Raw genomic sequence first — 14,597 nt, forward strand, 5'->3', positions numbered from 1 at the left:
TTGAAGCGACTGCATGGATGCAGGAGGTAGAGCAACGCAGGAGCAGTTGCCGACACGGCCAGTGCATCTGCGCCAGCGCGCCGCGATCTGCACGCAGACAGGTGTCGTGACGATTGCGCCACTTGATCAGCGTTGCCCTAAGCCGCTCATCGCCATGCGGCGTTTCGCCATGTCTCAACATCCGCTGATTCAGCGAAGTGCCGTCGAAGCAGGCTAAAATCAGTCCATGCGCATTTATATGCAAACGCGAACGGAAACTGCCGAGTCGCCCCGTTTCTATCAGCTCTCGCTGCAGCAGGATCTGCTTGGCGGCTGGACGCTCTATCGCGAATGGGGCCAGCAAGGTGCGCGCTCAAGCCTCAAGCGCGAGGTCTATCTCGATCACGAAAGCGCGATCGAGGCCTTCGAGAAAGCACGCGATTCGCAACTCAAACGGGGTTTCCAGATCGTCTTCAGCCAGGGGATGGACAATGCCCATGCTCACTAGATTTCTTGGCGCTGTTGCCGCATTCGGACTGATCGCCTCGCTGGCACAGGCTTTCGAACCCGGTACCGATCGGGTGTGCACGGCGTCTGCGGACGGGCAGCGGTTCGAATGCCACGACAAATCCGATGTGGCCGCCACACCGACTGCGCCGAAGCCGGCTGCGACGCGAACTGCCGAGACGGCTCCCGTTGACGCCCCGGCCCGTTCCGCCCCGGCTTCCTCGGCACCGTTTGCGGCTCCCGCTCCGGCAGCCAGTGATGTCCCGAACTATCTGTTGCAGCCTTCTCGTCCATCACGGCCGGTTCGCCGCGCAAAACCGGCCGTGGCCGAAGCTCCGCCAGCGCGCAAGCCAGCCGCCGACGCGATGCCCGCACGGGCGCAAGCGACGACAGTCGAAACACCATCGACAGCTTCGCCGTCAACGCTTGCCGATGACGCGAAAGTCGAGCGCGCCGACGCCATGCCGATCGAACAAAAACCCGTTGCGCAACGCAAGACGAGCAGCACACCACCCGCAGCGAGCCCGGTTTCGGTTGCGCAAACTCCGGCAGCTCCGATGAAGGCGCCCGCGGCCATTCCGGCGCCACCGGCACAACTGACAAACATCGCCAGTGCCCGCGACTTTCTTGAGCTGCCGGCCAACCATTACACCCTGGTCCTCGCCAGTGTCCGCAATGCGCGGGCACTTGATGCGCTGATCCTCGCTCTCGATACCCTGCCGGGCCAGCTCTATTTGCTCAAGCTCAGCATGCCTGATGGCGATTGGTACAGCCTGTGCTGGTCGGAATTCGACAATCTCGATGCCGCACGCAGCGCGCGCGCCACCTTACCTGCCAATGCAGCGATCACCTCCGGCTGGCCACGCAAGATCGGCCTGCTGCAGAAAGAGATTGCTCGCTGAGAATCTGATTTGCCTCAATCTGGAGTTGTCCGTGACCGAACATCGCTTCCTGCGCGCGCTCAAGCGCGAGCCTGTCGACACCACACCCGTCTGGATCATGCGACAGGCTGGTCGCTATCTGCCCGAGTACCGCGCCACGCGCGAACGTGCCGGCAGCTTTCTGGCGTTGGCGAAGACGCCCGAACTCGCTTGCGAAGTAACCTTGCAACCGATTGAACGTTTCGAACTCGATGCGGCAATCCTGTTCTCCGACATCCTGACCATCCCCGATGCAATGGGTCTCGGCCTGCACTTCGTCGACGGCGAAGGCCCGAAGTTCCGCCATCCGCTGCGCAGCCGCGAAGCGATCATGAAGCTCGGCGTGCCCGATCCGGAAACCGATTTGCGCTATGTAACCGATGCACTACGCCTGATCCGTCATGAACTGGCCGATCGTGTGCCGCTGATCGGATTCTCCGGCAGCCCGTGGACACTGGCCTGCTACATGATCGAAGGCAGTGGTTCGTCGAACTTTTCCAGCGCCAAGGCGTTGATGTGGAACGACCCGAAAGCCATGCATCATCTGCTCGATATCAACACCCGGGCGGTTTGCAGCTACCTCGCCGCACAGGCCGCCGCCGGTGCCCAGACCCTGATGGTGTTCGATTCCTGGGGCGGCATGCTCGCCCCGGATCAGTTCGTTGAATTCTCGCAACGCTACCTGACCACCATTGCGCAAACCCTGAAAGGCGACCCGGCGACACGGGATATTCCACTGATCCTGTTTTCCAAAGGTGCCAACGGTCATCTCGAAGGCCTGGCTGACAGCGGTTGTGATGCACTCGGCCTGGACTGGACGATCCGCCTGTCCGAGGCACGCGAGCGCGTCGGCTCACGCGTCGCCCTGCAAGGCAACCTCGATCCGGCCACACTCGCGGCCAACCCCGAGGCGATCCGCAAAGCGGTGCGCGAGACCATGCAGAGCTTCGGCGACGGCCCGGGTCACGTGTTCAACCTCGGCCATGGCATCACCCCCGATATCGATCCGGATCACGTCAAGGTGCTGGTCGATGCGGTACACGAGTTCGGGCGGCGATAGCCCGGACCACTCATGAATTATCCGAGGTTGACCGTGCGCAAGCTGCTGATTGCCGGATTGTTGTGCGCAAGCTTTGCCTGCCACGCCGATGAACCACCGGCCGCCGCTGACAGCGCCAGCATCGGCACGCTCGACACCATTGTCGTCAGTGGCGAACAGCCGGGCCCGGGCTTGTGGAAAGTCAGCAAGGACGACCATGTGCTGTGGATCCTTGGCACGTTGCGCCCGCTGCCGAAAAAAATGACCTGGGTATCGAAGGACATCGAGGCGACCATTGCTGACTCGCAACAGGTCATCCTTGGCCCAAGCGCGAGTATCAGTGTCAAGGGCGGCATGCTCGGCGGCCTGTTTCTGCTGCCTTCGCTGATCGGTGCGCGCAACAATCCCGACAAGGAAAAACTCGTCGACGTGGTGCCGGCCGATCTCTACGCACGCTGGTCCGTGCTCAAACAGAAATACATCGGCAGGGATCGCGGCATCGAGAAGCGCAGGCCGATCTTTGCCGCCCAGGAGCTCTATGGCGAGGCGATCAAGCAATCCGGACTGTCACTCGATGATGTGGTTGGCAAGGCAGTCAAGAAGGCGGCGAAGCGCGACAAGGTGGAAATCATCGAACCCCGTGTCGAATTGCGTATCGAGTCAGCGGGCGCGGCGGTCAAGGAATTCAAGAAATCCGAACTCGATGACCTTGAATGCTTTGGCAAGACCATGAGCCGCCTCGAAACCGATATCGAGGCGATGAAACTGCGCGCCAATGCCTGGGCCCTGGGCGACATCAATGCCCTCCAAGCGATGCCCTATACCGATCAGATGCAGGCCTGCGCCGACGCCGTACTCAAGGCCAGCGTGGTCGAGGAGCGCGGCCTCGGCGACCTTCGCGAACGCCTCGCTGCGACCTGGATGGCGGCGGCGGAAAAAGCGCTGGCCAGCAATCGCAGCACGTTCGCGGTACTCCCGCTGCGCCATCTGCTCAATGCCGATGGTCTGCTCGCCCGACTGCGTGCACGTGGCTATGTCGTTGAAGCCCCCGAGTAGCGCGACACGCTGACAAATCATTTGGCGTTACACTTCGGCACTGCGCAGTCGTCTGGGGAAACGCATGCACGAAGGCAGAAGCTCGGTTGGAATGACGCGGCGCGACTTGCTGCGCATGATCGGCATGACCGCGGGCAGCGCGGCGATGTATCAGGCAATGACCAGTCTCGGCTTTGCCGCCGAATCGAACTTCAGCGGCATGCCAAGCCTCGGCGCGGCACCGAAAGGCACATCCGTACTCATTCTCGGCGCCGGTCTTGCTGGCATGGTTGCCGCCTTCGAGTTGCGCAAGGCCGGTTATTCGGTGCAGGTGCTCGAATACAACGACCGCGCTGGCGGTCGCAACTGGACCCTTCGCGGCGGTGACCGTTACACCGAACTCGGTGGCGAAACCCAGCACTGTGAGTTCGATCCCGGCCTCTACATCAACCCGGGCCCGTGGCGCCTGCCCTACCACCATCGCGGCATACTCGGTTACTGCAAGCAATTCGGCATACCGCTCGAACCGTTCATTCAGACCAACTACAACGCCTTCCAGCACAGCAGCAAGGCGTTCGGCGGCAAACCTCAGCGCTACCGGGCCGTGCGCGCTGATTACCACGGCCACATCGGCGAGTTGCTGGCCAAGGTGACCAACGACGGCGGACTCGATGCCGAGGTCAGCAAGGAGGATCAGCAGAAGTTGCTCGCCTCGCTGCAGTGGTGGGGCGCCCTCGACAAAAATTACAAGTACACGAAAGGCATTGAAAGCTGCGACCGGCGTGGATTTAATCGCGACCCGGGTGGCGGACTCAGCGCCAGGCCGGAACTGTCGACGCCGACCAGCCTTGCCGACTTGCTCGATTCCGAACTCTGGGGAGCGTTGCCGATTGGCGACATTTACGAGCTGCAGCAGAGCTTGCTGCAGCCGGTCGGCGGCATGGGCCGAATTGGTGAAGCGTTCGCCCGCGAACTCGGGCCACTGATCCGCTATCGGGCCAAGGTTGTCGATATTGATCAGGACGATTCCGGGGTCCGGGTCAGTTTCGAGGACAGCGGCACGCCGGGCAGTCGTCATCAAGCCAGCGCCGACTGGTGCGTCTGCACGATTCCGCTGTCCATCCTCGGCGAGATGCCGATCAAGGTCGGTCAGCCGATGGCAGCGGCGATCGCCGCCGTTCCCTACGCCTCCTCGGTCAAGATCGGCCTGCAATTCAAACGCCGATTCTGGGAACAAGACGATCAGATTTTCGGCGGTATCAGCTACACCGATCTTCCGATTGGCAACATCAGTTACCCGAGCGACGGATTTCAGGGCAGCGGCAAGGCGGTGTTGCTTGGCGGCTACATGTATGGGCCCGATGCCATGCGCTTCACCGCGATGACACCCGCGCAGCGCATTCGCGAAGCAGTCATTCAGGGCAGCCAGATCCACCCTCAGTATCCCGCCGAGTTCGACAATGGCATCTCCGTTGCCTGGCATCGATCACCGTTCACGCTCGGCTGTTTCGGCATGTGGACCGAGGCCATGCGCGAACAGCACTACGACAATCTTTGTGCGTTCGATGGCCGCATCGTGCTGGCCGGCGAACATGCCTCGTACCTGCCGGCATGGCAGGAGGGCGCGGTGACTTCGGCGCACGATGCGATTGATCGATTGCACCGGCGCGCGATTGCACACGGAGCAAAGACATGAAGAAATCATTGCTCTTCCGCATGCTTGGTCTGATCGCCGCGATCGGTGTTTCAGCCATCACTCACGCCGAAACGCCTGATCCTGCGGTTACCGGAATGCTTGGCACAAGCAGCGGCGAGGCGATCTACGAGCAGATCTGCCAGGGCTGCCATATGGCCGAAGGCCAGGGCGCAGTTGGAGCGGGCCATTACCCGGCGTTTGCCGACAACCCGACCCTGCTCTCGGCCAACTACATGGCGGCGACGATCCTCAACGGGCGCCGCAACATGCCATCGTTCGAACATCACGCGGAGAACGAATTCTTTTTTCCACCGACCTGGCTGACCGACACGCAAATCGCCAACGTCATCAACTACATCCGCAGCCATTTCGGCAACCACAACACGGACACGATCAGCGCGGCCGATATTGCCGCCTTGCACGCACAGGAACCCGGAAAATGAAATCAAGCAAACTTGCCATCCACCTGCTGCCATTGCTCTTCGTCCTGCCCTCGCTGGCAGGCGCGGCCGATGTCATTCGCCACAAGTTACCGAACAACAGTACGTTTCCCATTGCTGCTGCTGTCGAAATTCCAGCCGGCAAAACCATGGTCTATCTGAGCGGCAAAGTACCGTCGGTCATCGATGCCAAGGCGGACAAGGCCAGTGTGGCGGCCTATGGCAACACGGAAGCTCAAACAATCAGTGTGCTCGGTGCAATCCGTGACCAGCTGAAAGGTCTGGATCTCGGCATGGGCGATGTCGTCAAGATGCAGGTCTTTCTCGTCGGCGACCCGGCCAACTCGGGAAAAATGGATTTCGCCGGTTTCATGAAGGGCTACACGCAATTCTTCGGCACCAAGGAGCAACCCAATCTGCCGGTGCGTTCGGCCATGCAGGTGGCGGCGCTGGCCAATCCCGGCTTTCTGGTCGAAATTGAAGTAACGGCGGTACGCCCCTGAGGGCTTTCAAGGCTTGTCGAGTCCCGCTTCCGTCCGTCGATCCGACAGCCACGGAGCCATGGCCGCTTCGAGTGCAGCCGCCTTGATCGGCTTGCGCAGGAAACCATCCATGCCGGCGGCTCGGGTTTGCGCCTCCTCGTCTCCTGTTGCGCGCGCGGTGATCGCGATGATCGGCAAATGCGCGCCGCTTGCCTGCTCGCGCTCGCGAATCAGACGGGTCAACTGCAAACCGTCAATACCGGGCAGATCCAGATCGACCAGGGCGAGGTCGAGTCCGGAGTCATTCATTGCCGCCATGGCGGCCAATCCGTGCGCTGCATGGGTGGTGCGATGACCGGCGGCTTCGAGCATTCCGCTGATGACGGCGGCGATGGTCGGATCATCCTCGACGACGAGAATATGGAACTTCTCCAGCCCGCTTGAAACCTTGCCCAAGTCCGCGCCGGGTCTTTCGTTCGCAACAATCGGGCGCTTGCCGGTTTTCTCGACGCTTGTCTCCTGCAACGGCAGGCTGATGCTGAAACTGCTCCCCGATCCGAGTGTGCTTTCAACCGAAATGCGCCCACCCATCAACTCGACCAGCTCGTGACAGATTGCAAGGCCGAGGCCGCTGCCACCGAAGCGCGGCGCCACTCCCCTGGATTGCTCGAAGCGCCCGAACAGACGTTCGCGCATGTCCGCACTCATGCCCGGGCCAGTGTCGTTGACTTTGAACGTGATCCAGCCCGGTTCTGACGAGCTCATGATCACGTCAATGCCACCGTTCTCGGTAAACTTGATCGCATTGTTTACAAGATTGAACAGTATTTGCTTGATACGCAACGCATCGCCGAGCACGTACTTCGGCAGCGCCTCGGCCACCTTCGCGTGCAGCTGAAGATTTTTCTTCTGCGCCAATGGCTGTTCAAGCTCGACGACTTCGCGAAGTACTTCGGCAGGCTGGAATGGCCGACGCTCAAGTTGCAGCTTGCCGGCCTCGATACGGGCGAGGTCGAGACTGTCGTTGACCAGGCGCAACATCAGATCGCCGGAGCGACTGATCGCTTCCGTGTAGCTACGCTGCTTTTCGTTCAGTGGCGTACCACTCAGCAACTCGGCCATGCCGAGCACACCGGTCATCGGCGTGCGGATCTCATGGCTCATATTGGCCAGGAATGCGGACTTGGCAAGCGCCAGTTGCTCGGCCGCTCGCCGCTGCTCGTTGGCCAGGGCCATCGTGTGGCGCTGATCGACGCGATGACGCCAACTGCGAAAGAACAATCCGGCGAGCAGTATCGTCGCCAGCACGTAGCCGAGATAGGCCCAGGGCGTCAGCCATGGCGCCGCGGCCACTTCGATGGGAATCGTCACCGTTGTCGGACTCCATATCCCATCCGCATTCGCCGCCCGAATCTTCAGCGCGTAGCTTCCCGCCGGCAATTGCGAGAACACGCGTTCACCGCGCGCACTGAGATCGACCCAATCCTTGTCGAATCCTTCCAGCTTGAAGCGATAGTCGTTGCCACCCGGATTGAGAAATGACAAAGCCCTTGCCTCGACAGCCAGCTCACGATCGTCGTACCGCAAGGAAACCGGCCGCGCGGGATCAAGTTCGCTGACACTGCCATTCCGGCGAACCGAAAGCCGGGTCACCTGCAAGGGTGGCGCCGGTGAATCGAGCATGATCGTTGCCGGGTCAAAGGCGATCACCCCACCCTGGGAACTGACGAAGACGCTGCCATCGCGAGCAATGGCAAAGCCGCCGATCAATTCCGCGCTGGGCAAGCCATCGCGTTCGCTGAACTGACGCACGCGCTGAGGATCGCCATCGATGCGCCACAAGCCGCGCTGGCTGGCCACCCACAAATCATGATCGGCGGCCACGTGCAGGGCACTGACCTGCATTGCCGGCCAGCCCTGCGCACTGCCCAGATGGTCGAGCAGACGCAGCGATCCATCGTGCAATTCATAGCGCTCCAGCGCGCCGAGTCGATGCAGCCACAACGCGTCGGCACCATCAAAGGCAATCGCATGCACGGCCTCCTGCGGAGATCCGGGAACCGTCTCGAAGCGATCCGCCTGCGCGTTGTAGCGCTGCACTCCACTGGCCGAGGAAATCCACGGCTGACCGTGCGCGTCGAAAGCCAGATCCATGATGTCGGCATCGACCAGGTTGCCCAGCGCAACCGACCAGCTGTGGATGGCCAGTGTCGTCGGATCAATCCGTGCCACACCGCCACCGCGCAAGCTTGCCCACAAACTGGAATCCGGCCCACGCATGAGCCGGTTGACGTAGCCACGCGGCAACGCCTGCGCCGAGTCGGCAGCAACCGGCAGCTCGGTCACGCTGGCGTCGTCCAGCGAATAGATACGAATACCGCGCTGGTGTCCCACCCATAGCCGATCGTCAACCTGAAGCAGGGATCGCAGCTGGCTTCCCTGGGCCTTGAGGCGATTGCCATGGTGGACAACCTCGCCGGTTACTCCATCGATGTGATCGAGGCCGTCGCGACCACTGCTGACCCAGATGCCGCCATGGCCATCGACACTGACGCCCTCGGTTCGCGTGTGCAGCAAGCTGTGCAACTGACCCGGGCGATGCCGCCAGATCGAAAAATTGCGCCAGCGCGCGGGCAGGCGTGCAATGCCGGCATCGAACATGGCCACCCACAACCCCTTTTCGCGGTCACGCAGGACATCCATCACACGAACCGAAGGCAACTCTCCCGGCAGTGCATCGCCGTCCCCATAGCGATGCAGATCTCCATCCTGCAATCGCAGCAACCCGGCGGTCGTGCCGAACCAGTAGTCATCGGCAGACTCGCTGATCATGGCCATGGTCGGCATTCGCGATGGCGTTTCAATGACCAAGCCGGAAAAGCCGAGATCAGCAGCGACGCGGGCGACCCCGTAATCGGTGCCGACGAGCATGCTGCCATCCTCCTGTGCACGCAGGCTGCCGATTGTGAGATTCTCAGCCCTGGCCTCCAGCGGCGGCAGTGCGACATGCACGATACGGCCATCCGCTTCGCGCACGTCGAGGCCGGTGTCGGTGCCGATCCAGAGTCGCCCTGAGGAATCCGCAGCCAGCGAAAGCACGGTGGTCGAGCGCAGGCTGTCGGGATTCTCGGCATCATGTTCGATCCGCTCGAAACTACCGTCTTCGCGCAAGCGGTTGAGACCACCAAGCCAGGTTCCGACCCAAATGGTGCCGGCGGCATCTTCGACGATCGTGAACAGGTCATCGCTGCTCAGGCTATGCGGATCTTCCGCATCATGCCGGTAGTGGCGGAAACTTCCATCGGCGAGCTGTTGATTGAGTCCCGATGCTTCACCACCACACCAAACCTGTCCATGGCGGTCGAGTAGAAGGGCCGAAACATCGTTGCTGGCGATTGACGAGGCATCGTCCGGATCGTGTCGCCAGACCCGAAAGTCGACGCCGTCGTAGCGGGCAAGGCCATCGCGCGTGCCGATCCAGATAAATCCATCACTACCCTGGCGCAGCGCATACACCTCACTGGAAGGCAAGCCATCGGCAACCCGCAGGCGCTCGAACCAGGGCTCCGACGGCGGCGGCGCCGCCAGTGCATGCAATGACAGCAAACCGGTCGCGATGAAGATTGCGAATCGTCCCATGGTCCACTCCTTCCCCGATTGTCGCTGATGGTGCCATGCCATCGGCGCAGACGACCAGCGTGGTGAAGTCCCGATAGACGATAGAATCCGCGGCATGTCTCGCTCCCGCCTGCCCCTGCGTCTCATCCTGCTTGGCCTGCTGGCTATCGCCGCGGTCGTCGTTGTCTGGCTGGCGATCAGCATGGTCAATGGCTTGCTTGAGTTCTACGAGCGTCTGCTCGCCCTGCCCCTGCTGCTGCGCATTCCACTGATCATCATCGTTGCCGCCGCGATCGGCGGAGTCTGCTGGCTGGCCTGGAAGCTGTTGCGCCCTGCGCCACGCCGCTCGGGCAAGCGCAAGACCGATAGCCTGCCCGACCGGCCGACCATCGAGGCACGGGTAGCCGATCTGCAGGCGCGCGATGCCGATGCCTCAAGCCTGCAACAGGAATTGCATGAGCTCGATCGGCGACGCCTGAGCGGCGAGTGCCATGTCGCTCTGTTTGGAGAGATCAGTACCGGAAAATCCAGCCTGATCCGCGCCCTCGCCAGCGAAGCCGAAGCCGACATCGATGTGATTGGCGGCACCACGCGCTGGGTCAAGCATTTTCACGGCAACCTCGGCGATGGCCGCGAGCTGGTACTCGCCGACATGCCGGGCACCGGTGAGGTTTCCGGCAGCCAACGCGAGCAGCTCGCCCGCGATGAAGCCCTGCGCGCACATGCCGTGATCTATCTCGTCGCTTCGGATCTGACCCGCGCCCAGGATGCCGAGTTGCGCTGGCTGGCCGGCTTTGGCAAGCCACTGATCCTCGTACTCAACAAGATCGACCTGTTCGACGACGACGAGCGTGAAGCCTTGCTGGGCGCATTTGCCAGCCGCTACGCGACGGTCTGCCGGGCCATTGTCGGCATCAGTGCCGGCGGGGCCGAACGTTTCGAGCGTCGCCTCGACGATGGTCGTGTCGAACAGGTCAGGCGCGAACGTGTGGCGGATATCGACAAGCTGCTCGACGCGTTGATGCAAGTCACTTCGGGCGGTGCGGAAAGTCTCGAACCGGCCCGCGAAGCCGCGGTATTGGCCAGCGTTGATCAACGCAGCCATGCACTGGCACAGCAAGTGGCCGTGCGTGAATCCGAAGCTTGCGTGAGTCGCTATACACGTCGCGCCGTGGTCGGCGCGATGGCCGCGGTCGCACCGGGCAGCGACATCATCATTCAGGGCGCACTCGGCACCGCCATGGTCCGCGAACTTGCGCGCATCCACGATGTACCGGTGCGCGAGCTCGATGTCGAGAACCTGCTCGCCCGCCTCGGCCTGACCATCCGCAACACCACCGCAATCGTGCTCGCCATTGCCGGCAATGCACTGAAGGCGTTTCCCGGGCTCGGCACCCTCGGCGGCGGCGTCCTCCACGCGATTGCCTACGGACTTGCATTTGATTCGCTGGGCCGAGCCGTGGCCTTGACCCTGGCCGAACACGCGCGCCTGGATCAGGCCGAGGCCGAGCAAACCATGCGCAGCCTGCTGACCGAACCGAGCCGGGAGCGCGTCGAACGGGTTGCCCGCGTGGTCATCGACGGCCTGCGCCATCGTGACCGCGCGGACGGCGACGATCATTGAATGATTCGCGAAGGTCCGCACGTTGCCTGAATCGACTGGCGTGGCGGCGACGAATTTGCCAAGCTCATGGCATGTTGCTGCGAAACTTCAGTACCTTCGTTCTTGCTCCGCTCCTCGGCCTGTCTCTGAGCAGCACGGTGTCTGCTGCCGAGCCGCAAACCTGGCTGCTGGATCCGGTGCATACCCAGATCGTGTTTTTCGCCGATCATCTCGGCTTTTCGCATGGCATCGGACGACTCAAGATCAAACAGGGCTGGTTCCAGTTCGATGCCGACGACTGGTCGACGGCTCGGGCCGATATCGTCATTGACATGGACTCACTCGACATGGGTGACGCCAACTGGACAGAAAAAGTGCGCGGCAAGGCGTTTCTGGACACGCGCAAATCACCAACGGCACATTACATCGGACATTCCCTGGAAAAGAAGACAGCCAACTCCGGCATACTTCATGGCGAGCTCTGGATACGCGGCAACCGCCGCGACGTCGATCTCGATGTCACTTTCAATGGCGCAGGCAACGACCCTTACGCTTTCAAGACCAAAGCCGGATTTACCGCCACAACAACTCTTAACCGTTTCGATTTCGGCATGACATCATTTCGCGACGTCGTCGCAGGGCCAGTCGAGCTGCGCATCGAAGTCGAAGGCATTCGCAGCCGTCGCAAGGAGATCCAGATCCATGGCATTGAAAAGCAGTGACACGCGCTGGGGCAGCATTGCCCAATGGCTGCATTGGTTGATGGCGCTTGCCATCATCGGCAACGGCATTCTCGGCCTGATCATGGTCGACATGTCACGCGGCATGACCAAGCTCAATGTTTTCGCCATCCACAAATCAATCGGGCTGACCGTGCTCGCCCTGCTCATCCTGCGCGTGTGCTGGCGCATGCTCGATCGCAAACCACGTGACGAGCCGATGCCGCGCTGGCAGCGTCTGGCCGCGCATGCCACCCATGCCGTGCTCTACCTTTTCATGCTGGCGATTCCGCTGAGTGGCTGGACCTACAATTCGGCGCACGGCAATCCGCTGCAATGGTTCAAGCTGTTCAATCTGCCGGCGTTGATGGAGCGCAACGACGCCATCAGCGACCTCGCCAGGGATACCCATGAAGTCCTGTTCTGGATCCTCCTGCTGATTCTTGTGGCGCACGTTGGCGGAGCGCTTGTTCATCATGTGTTTACGCGCGACAACACCTTGTTGCGTATGCTGCCGTTCGCGCGATTGCGCTCGCGGAATTCTGGAGATCAGTCATGAATCGTTTGTTCACCCTGCTTGTCTTGTGGGCCATCGGAAGCAACGCGCTAGCCGCCGACTACCGGGTCGAGAGAAGCAGTACGCTTGGCTTCACCGGAACATTCCAGGGTGAAGAGTTCAACGGCAGCTTTGCCAGGTTCGAAGCGCAGATCCGCTACGACAGCAGCGTCCTCGATGCGTCCAGCTTCGATGTCACCATCGATTTGTCGAGCGTGCACACAGGTGACAGTGATCGTGACGAAATGCTGCCCACGGCCGAGTTTTTCGATACCAGCACGTCAGCAACTGCGCATTTCAAGACAAGTCGATTCTACAAGTCCGGCAACGAGGTCATCGCCTCTGGCACGCTGACTCTGAAAGGTGTCAGCAAGCCGGTTGATCTCAATGTGACTTTCACCCCGGTTGGGGCCGGCGCCACGCTCGATATCTCGACCCGGATCAAGCGCCTGGATTTCGGAATCGGTACGGGTGAGTACGCAGACACTTCGACCATCGGCAACGACGTGCAGATCAAGGCGCACCTGAAGCTTGGCCCGAAAGCCTGATAGCCAGCCCGGATTATTCATGAACTACGCGTGCCCGGGCTTGGGCAAGATACTGGCGTGAACCCGCTCAATTCGATGTGGCAACGTCTGCGTACACGCTTTCAGCGTTCAGACAACGAGCCCGACGCCGCGCCGTCAAAAACCAGTAGCCACCACGACCAGGCCGAGCAGAGCCTGCGCGCCTTGCTCGAAGATCCGAAGATTCCGGATGCCGTGCGCAGTTCGCTGGCGGCTGATTTCGGCCGCCTGGAATCGATGCTCGGCAAGCTCGAACGCGATGAGCTGCATCTGGCCGTGTTCGGTCGGGTCAGCGTCGGCAAATCGGCACTGGCCAATGCCCTGCTCGGCGAGAACGCATTCGACGTCGGTGTCCTGCATGGCACCACCCGCGAAGCGATGCCACGTCCGTGGCAGGAAGTCGCTGGCAGCGGCGTCCACCTGATCGACACACCCGGCATCGATGAACTCGATGGTGAAGCGCGCGAACAACTGGCCAACGAAGTCGCCAGCGTCAGTGACCTGGTCGTTTTTGTCGTCGACGGCGACATGACCACGCGCGAACGCGATGCGCTGGTGCAGCTCGCGCAAACCGAGCGCCCTTTGTTGATTGCCCTGAACAAGGCTGATCGCTACGACGATGACGAATTGATGCGATTGCTCACGCGGCTGCGCGAGCATGCAAAGGGACTCGTGCAAGCCGAGGATGTCGTCGCGGTCAGCGCAATGCCGCCGCCAGTGCGTCGCGTGTCGCTCGATGCCGAAGGTCACGAGCAGGTCGAGATGATCCGCCAGGCGCCCAATATCGATGCCCTGCGCAATCGCCTGACCGACGTGTTGACCCGCGAAGGACAAACCTTGTCGGCGCTCAACGCCAGCCTGTTCGCCGGACGCCTGACCGATGCCGTCGCCCAGCGCATCGTCGTCGCCCGTCGCGAACTGGCGGCAAAAGTGATCCGCCAGTACTGCATTGCCAAAAGCATCGCCGTGGCATTGAATCCAATTCCGGTTGCCGACTTGCTCGCCGCCGGTACCCTCGATGCCGCGCTGGTCATGCATCTGGCTCGGGTCTACGGTCTGCCGATCACGCGCCGCGAAGCCGGCGGCTTGATTGGCACGATCTGCGCCCAGCTCGCCGCCCTGATGGGTGCGATCTGGGGCATCCATCTGGTCGCCTCGGCACTCAAGGGCATCAGTGCCGGCATGTCGACCGTGTTGACCGCGACTGCACAAGGCGCGCTGGCCTGGTACGCAACCGAAATCGTCGGCCGCGCCGCCGATCGCTATCTAGCCGCCGGGAAATCCTGGGGTGACCAGGGCGCCAAGCGCGTGGTCAGCGACATCGTCGCCAGCCTCGACCGCGATTCAATCCTGCGCGAGGCGCGTGCCGAGATTCAACGACGGTTGCGTGGTTGAAGCTTTCGGGAGTGGGGAGTGGGGAGTGGGGAGTGGGGAGTG

Annotated in this window: 14 protein-coding genes; 12 read left to right on the forward strand and 2 right to left on the reverse strand. The window is 61.7% G+C overall.

Features of this window, described 5'->3' with window-relative positions; all coding sequences use genetic code 11:
- A partial coding sequence (locus VFN25_RS03215; protein WP_325138749.1) for a hypothetical protein occupies positions 1-181 on the reverse strand: 181 nt, incomplete at its 3' end.
- A gap of 45 nt (positions 182-226) precedes the next feature.
- Here VFN25_RS03215 and VFN25_RS03220 point away from each other — a divergent pair.
- From VFN25_RS03220 to VFN25_RS03250, 7 genes are all read left to right on the forward strand, one after another.
- Positions 227-487: a WGR domain-containing protein gene (locus VFN25_RS03220; RefSeq protein ID WP_325138751.1), complete on the forward strand. Its 261-nt coding sequence runs from the start codon at positions 227-229 to the stop codon at positions 485-487.
- Positions 477-1,388 carry a hypothetical protein gene (locus VFN25_RS03225; RefSeq protein WP_325138753.1) on the forward strand — a complete coding sequence of 304 codons (912 nt, stop codon included), beginning with the start codon at positions 477-479 and terminating at the stop codon, positions 1,386-1,388. Before VFN25_RS03220 ends, VFN25_RS03225 begins: the two co-directional genes overlap by 11 nt.
- Positions 1,389-1,419: 31 nt before the next feature.
- The gene (gene hemE / locus VFN25_RS03230; RefSeq protein WP_325138755.1) at positions 1,420-2,466 is read left to right on the forward strand and encodes a uroporphyrinogen decarboxylase; all 1,047 of its coding nucleotides are present in this window, start codon (positions 1,420-1,422) and stop codon (positions 2,464-2,466) included.
- A gap of 12 nt (positions 2,467-2,478) precedes the next feature.
- Complete coding sequence (locus VFN25_RS03235) at positions 2,479-3,501, forward strand: TraB/GumN family protein (RefSeq protein WP_325138757.1); 1,023 nt, start codon at positions 2,479-2,481, stop codon at positions 3,499-3,501.
- A gap of 91 nt (positions 3,502-3,592) precedes the next feature.
- Positions 3,593-5,176, forward strand: coding sequence for a flavin monoamine oxidase family protein (locus tag VFN25_RS03240; RefSeq protein WP_325138776.1), 1,584 nt, complete (start codon positions 3,593-3,595; stop codon positions 5,174-5,176).
- Positions 5,173-5,619 carry a cytochrome c gene (locus VFN25_RS03245; RefSeq protein ID WP_325138760.1) on the forward strand — a complete coding sequence of 149 codons (447 nt, stop codon included), beginning with the start codon at positions 5,173-5,175 and terminating at the stop codon, positions 5,617-5,619. Before VFN25_RS03240 ends, VFN25_RS03245 begins: the two co-directional genes overlap by 4 nt.
- Positions 5,616-6,119: a RidA family protein gene (locus VFN25_RS03250; protein ID WP_325138762.1), complete on the forward strand. Its 504-nt coding sequence runs from the start codon at positions 5,616-5,618 to the stop codon at positions 6,117-6,119. The genes VFN25_RS03245 and VFN25_RS03250 overlap by 4 nt, the downstream gene beginning before the upstream one ends.
- Before the next feature lie 6 nt (positions 6,120-6,125).
- Here the strand turns inward: VFN25_RS03250 and VFN25_RS03255 are convergent, their stop codons facing one another.
- Positions 6,126-9,737: a hybrid sensor histidine kinase/response regulator gene (locus tag VFN25_RS03255; protein WP_325138764.1), complete on the reverse strand. Its 3,612-nt coding sequence runs from the start codon at positions 9,735-9,737 to the stop codon at positions 6,126-6,128.
- Between the two features lie 94 nt (positions 9,738-9,831).
- Between VFN25_RS03255 and VFN25_RS03260 the strand changes: the two genes are divergently transcribed.
- The 5 genes from VFN25_RS03260 to VFN25_RS03280 all read left to right on the forward strand — a co-directional run bounded on the left by VFN25_RS03260 (position 9,832) and on the right by VFN25_RS03280 (position 14,555).
- A complete protein-coding gene (locus tag VFN25_RS03260) occupies positions 9,832-11,340 on the forward strand; it encodes an Era-like GTP-binding protein (protein WP_325138766.1) in 1,509 nt (502 codons plus the stop codon).
- 71 nt (positions 11,341-11,411) lie between these two features.
- On the forward strand, positions 11,412-12,041 hold the full coding sequence (locus VFN25_RS03265; RefSeq protein ID WP_325138768.1) for a YceI family protein: 630 nt from the start codon (positions 11,412-11,414) through the stop codon (positions 12,039-12,041).
- Positions 12,022-12,597 (forward strand): cytochrome b, encoded by a 576-nt coding sequence (locus tag VFN25_RS03270; RefSeq protein WP_325138770.1) that lies wholly within the window; start codon positions 12,022-12,024, stop codon positions 12,595-12,597. Before VFN25_RS03265 ends, VFN25_RS03270 begins: the two co-directional genes overlap by 20 nt.
- Entirely contained in the window at positions 12,594-13,142 is a 549-nt protein-coding gene (locus tag VFN25_RS03275) for a YceI family protein (protein WP_325138772.1), read from the forward strand. The genes VFN25_RS03270 and VFN25_RS03275 overlap by 4 nt, the downstream gene beginning before the upstream one ends.
- A gap of 57 nt (positions 13,143-13,199) precedes the next feature.
- Complete coding sequence (locus VFN25_RS03280) at positions 13,200-14,555, forward strand: GTP-binding protein (protein ID WP_325138774.1); 1,356 nt, start codon at positions 13,200-13,202, stop codon at positions 14,553-14,555.
- Positions 14,556-14,597 lie beyond the last annotated feature (42 nt).

Origin of the sequence: Dokdonella sp., assembly GCF_035703485.1 — a bacterium.
Lineage (GTDB): Bacteria > Pseudomonadota > Gammaproteobacteria > Xanthomonadales > Rhodanobacteraceae > Dokdonella.

Coding starts and splice junctions, on each gene's coding strand:
- VFN25_RS03255 (WP_325138764.1), bottom strand. CDS start 9,737: ATGGGACGATTCGCAATCTTCATCGCGACCGGTTTGCTGTCATTGCAT.
- VFN25_RS03245 (WP_325138760.1), top strand. CDS start 5,173: ATGAAGAAATCATTGCTCTTCCGCATGCTTGGTCTGATCGCCGCGATC.
- VFN25_RS03270 (WP_325138770.1), top strand. CDS start 12,022: ATGGCATTGAAAAGCAGTGACACGCGCTGGGGCAGCATTGCCCAATGG.
- VFN25_RS03225 (WP_325138753.1), top strand. CDS start 477: ATGCTCACTAGATTTCTTGGCGCTGTTGCCGCATTCGGACTGATCGCC.
- VFN25_RS03235 (WP_325138757.1), top strand. CDS start 2,479: ATGAATTATCCGAGGTTGACCGTGCGCAAGCTGCTGATTGCCGGATTG.
- VFN25_RS03275 (WP_325138772.1), top strand. CDS start 12,594: ATGAATCGTTTGTTCACCCTGCTTGTCTTGTGGGCCATCGGAAGCAAC.
- VFN25_RS03240 (WP_325138776.1), top strand. CDS start 3,593: ATGACGCGGCGCGACTTGCTGCGCATGATCGGCATGACCGCGGGCAGC.
- VFN25_RS03220 (WP_325138751.1), top strand. CDS start 227: ATGCGCATTTATATGCAAACGCGAACGGAAACTGCCGAGTCGCCCCGT.
- VFN25_RS03250 (WP_325138762.1), top strand. CDS start 5,616: ATGAAATCAAGCAAACTTGCCATCCACCTGCTGCCATTGCTCTTCGTC.
- VFN25_RS03265 (WP_325138768.1), top strand. CDS start 11,412: ATGTTGCTGCGAAACTTCAGTACCTTCGTTCTTGCTCCGCTCCTCGGC.
- VFN25_RS03260 (WP_325138766.1), top strand. CDS start 9,832: ATGTCTCGCTCCCGCCTGCCCCTGCGTCTCATCCTGCTTGGCCTGCTG.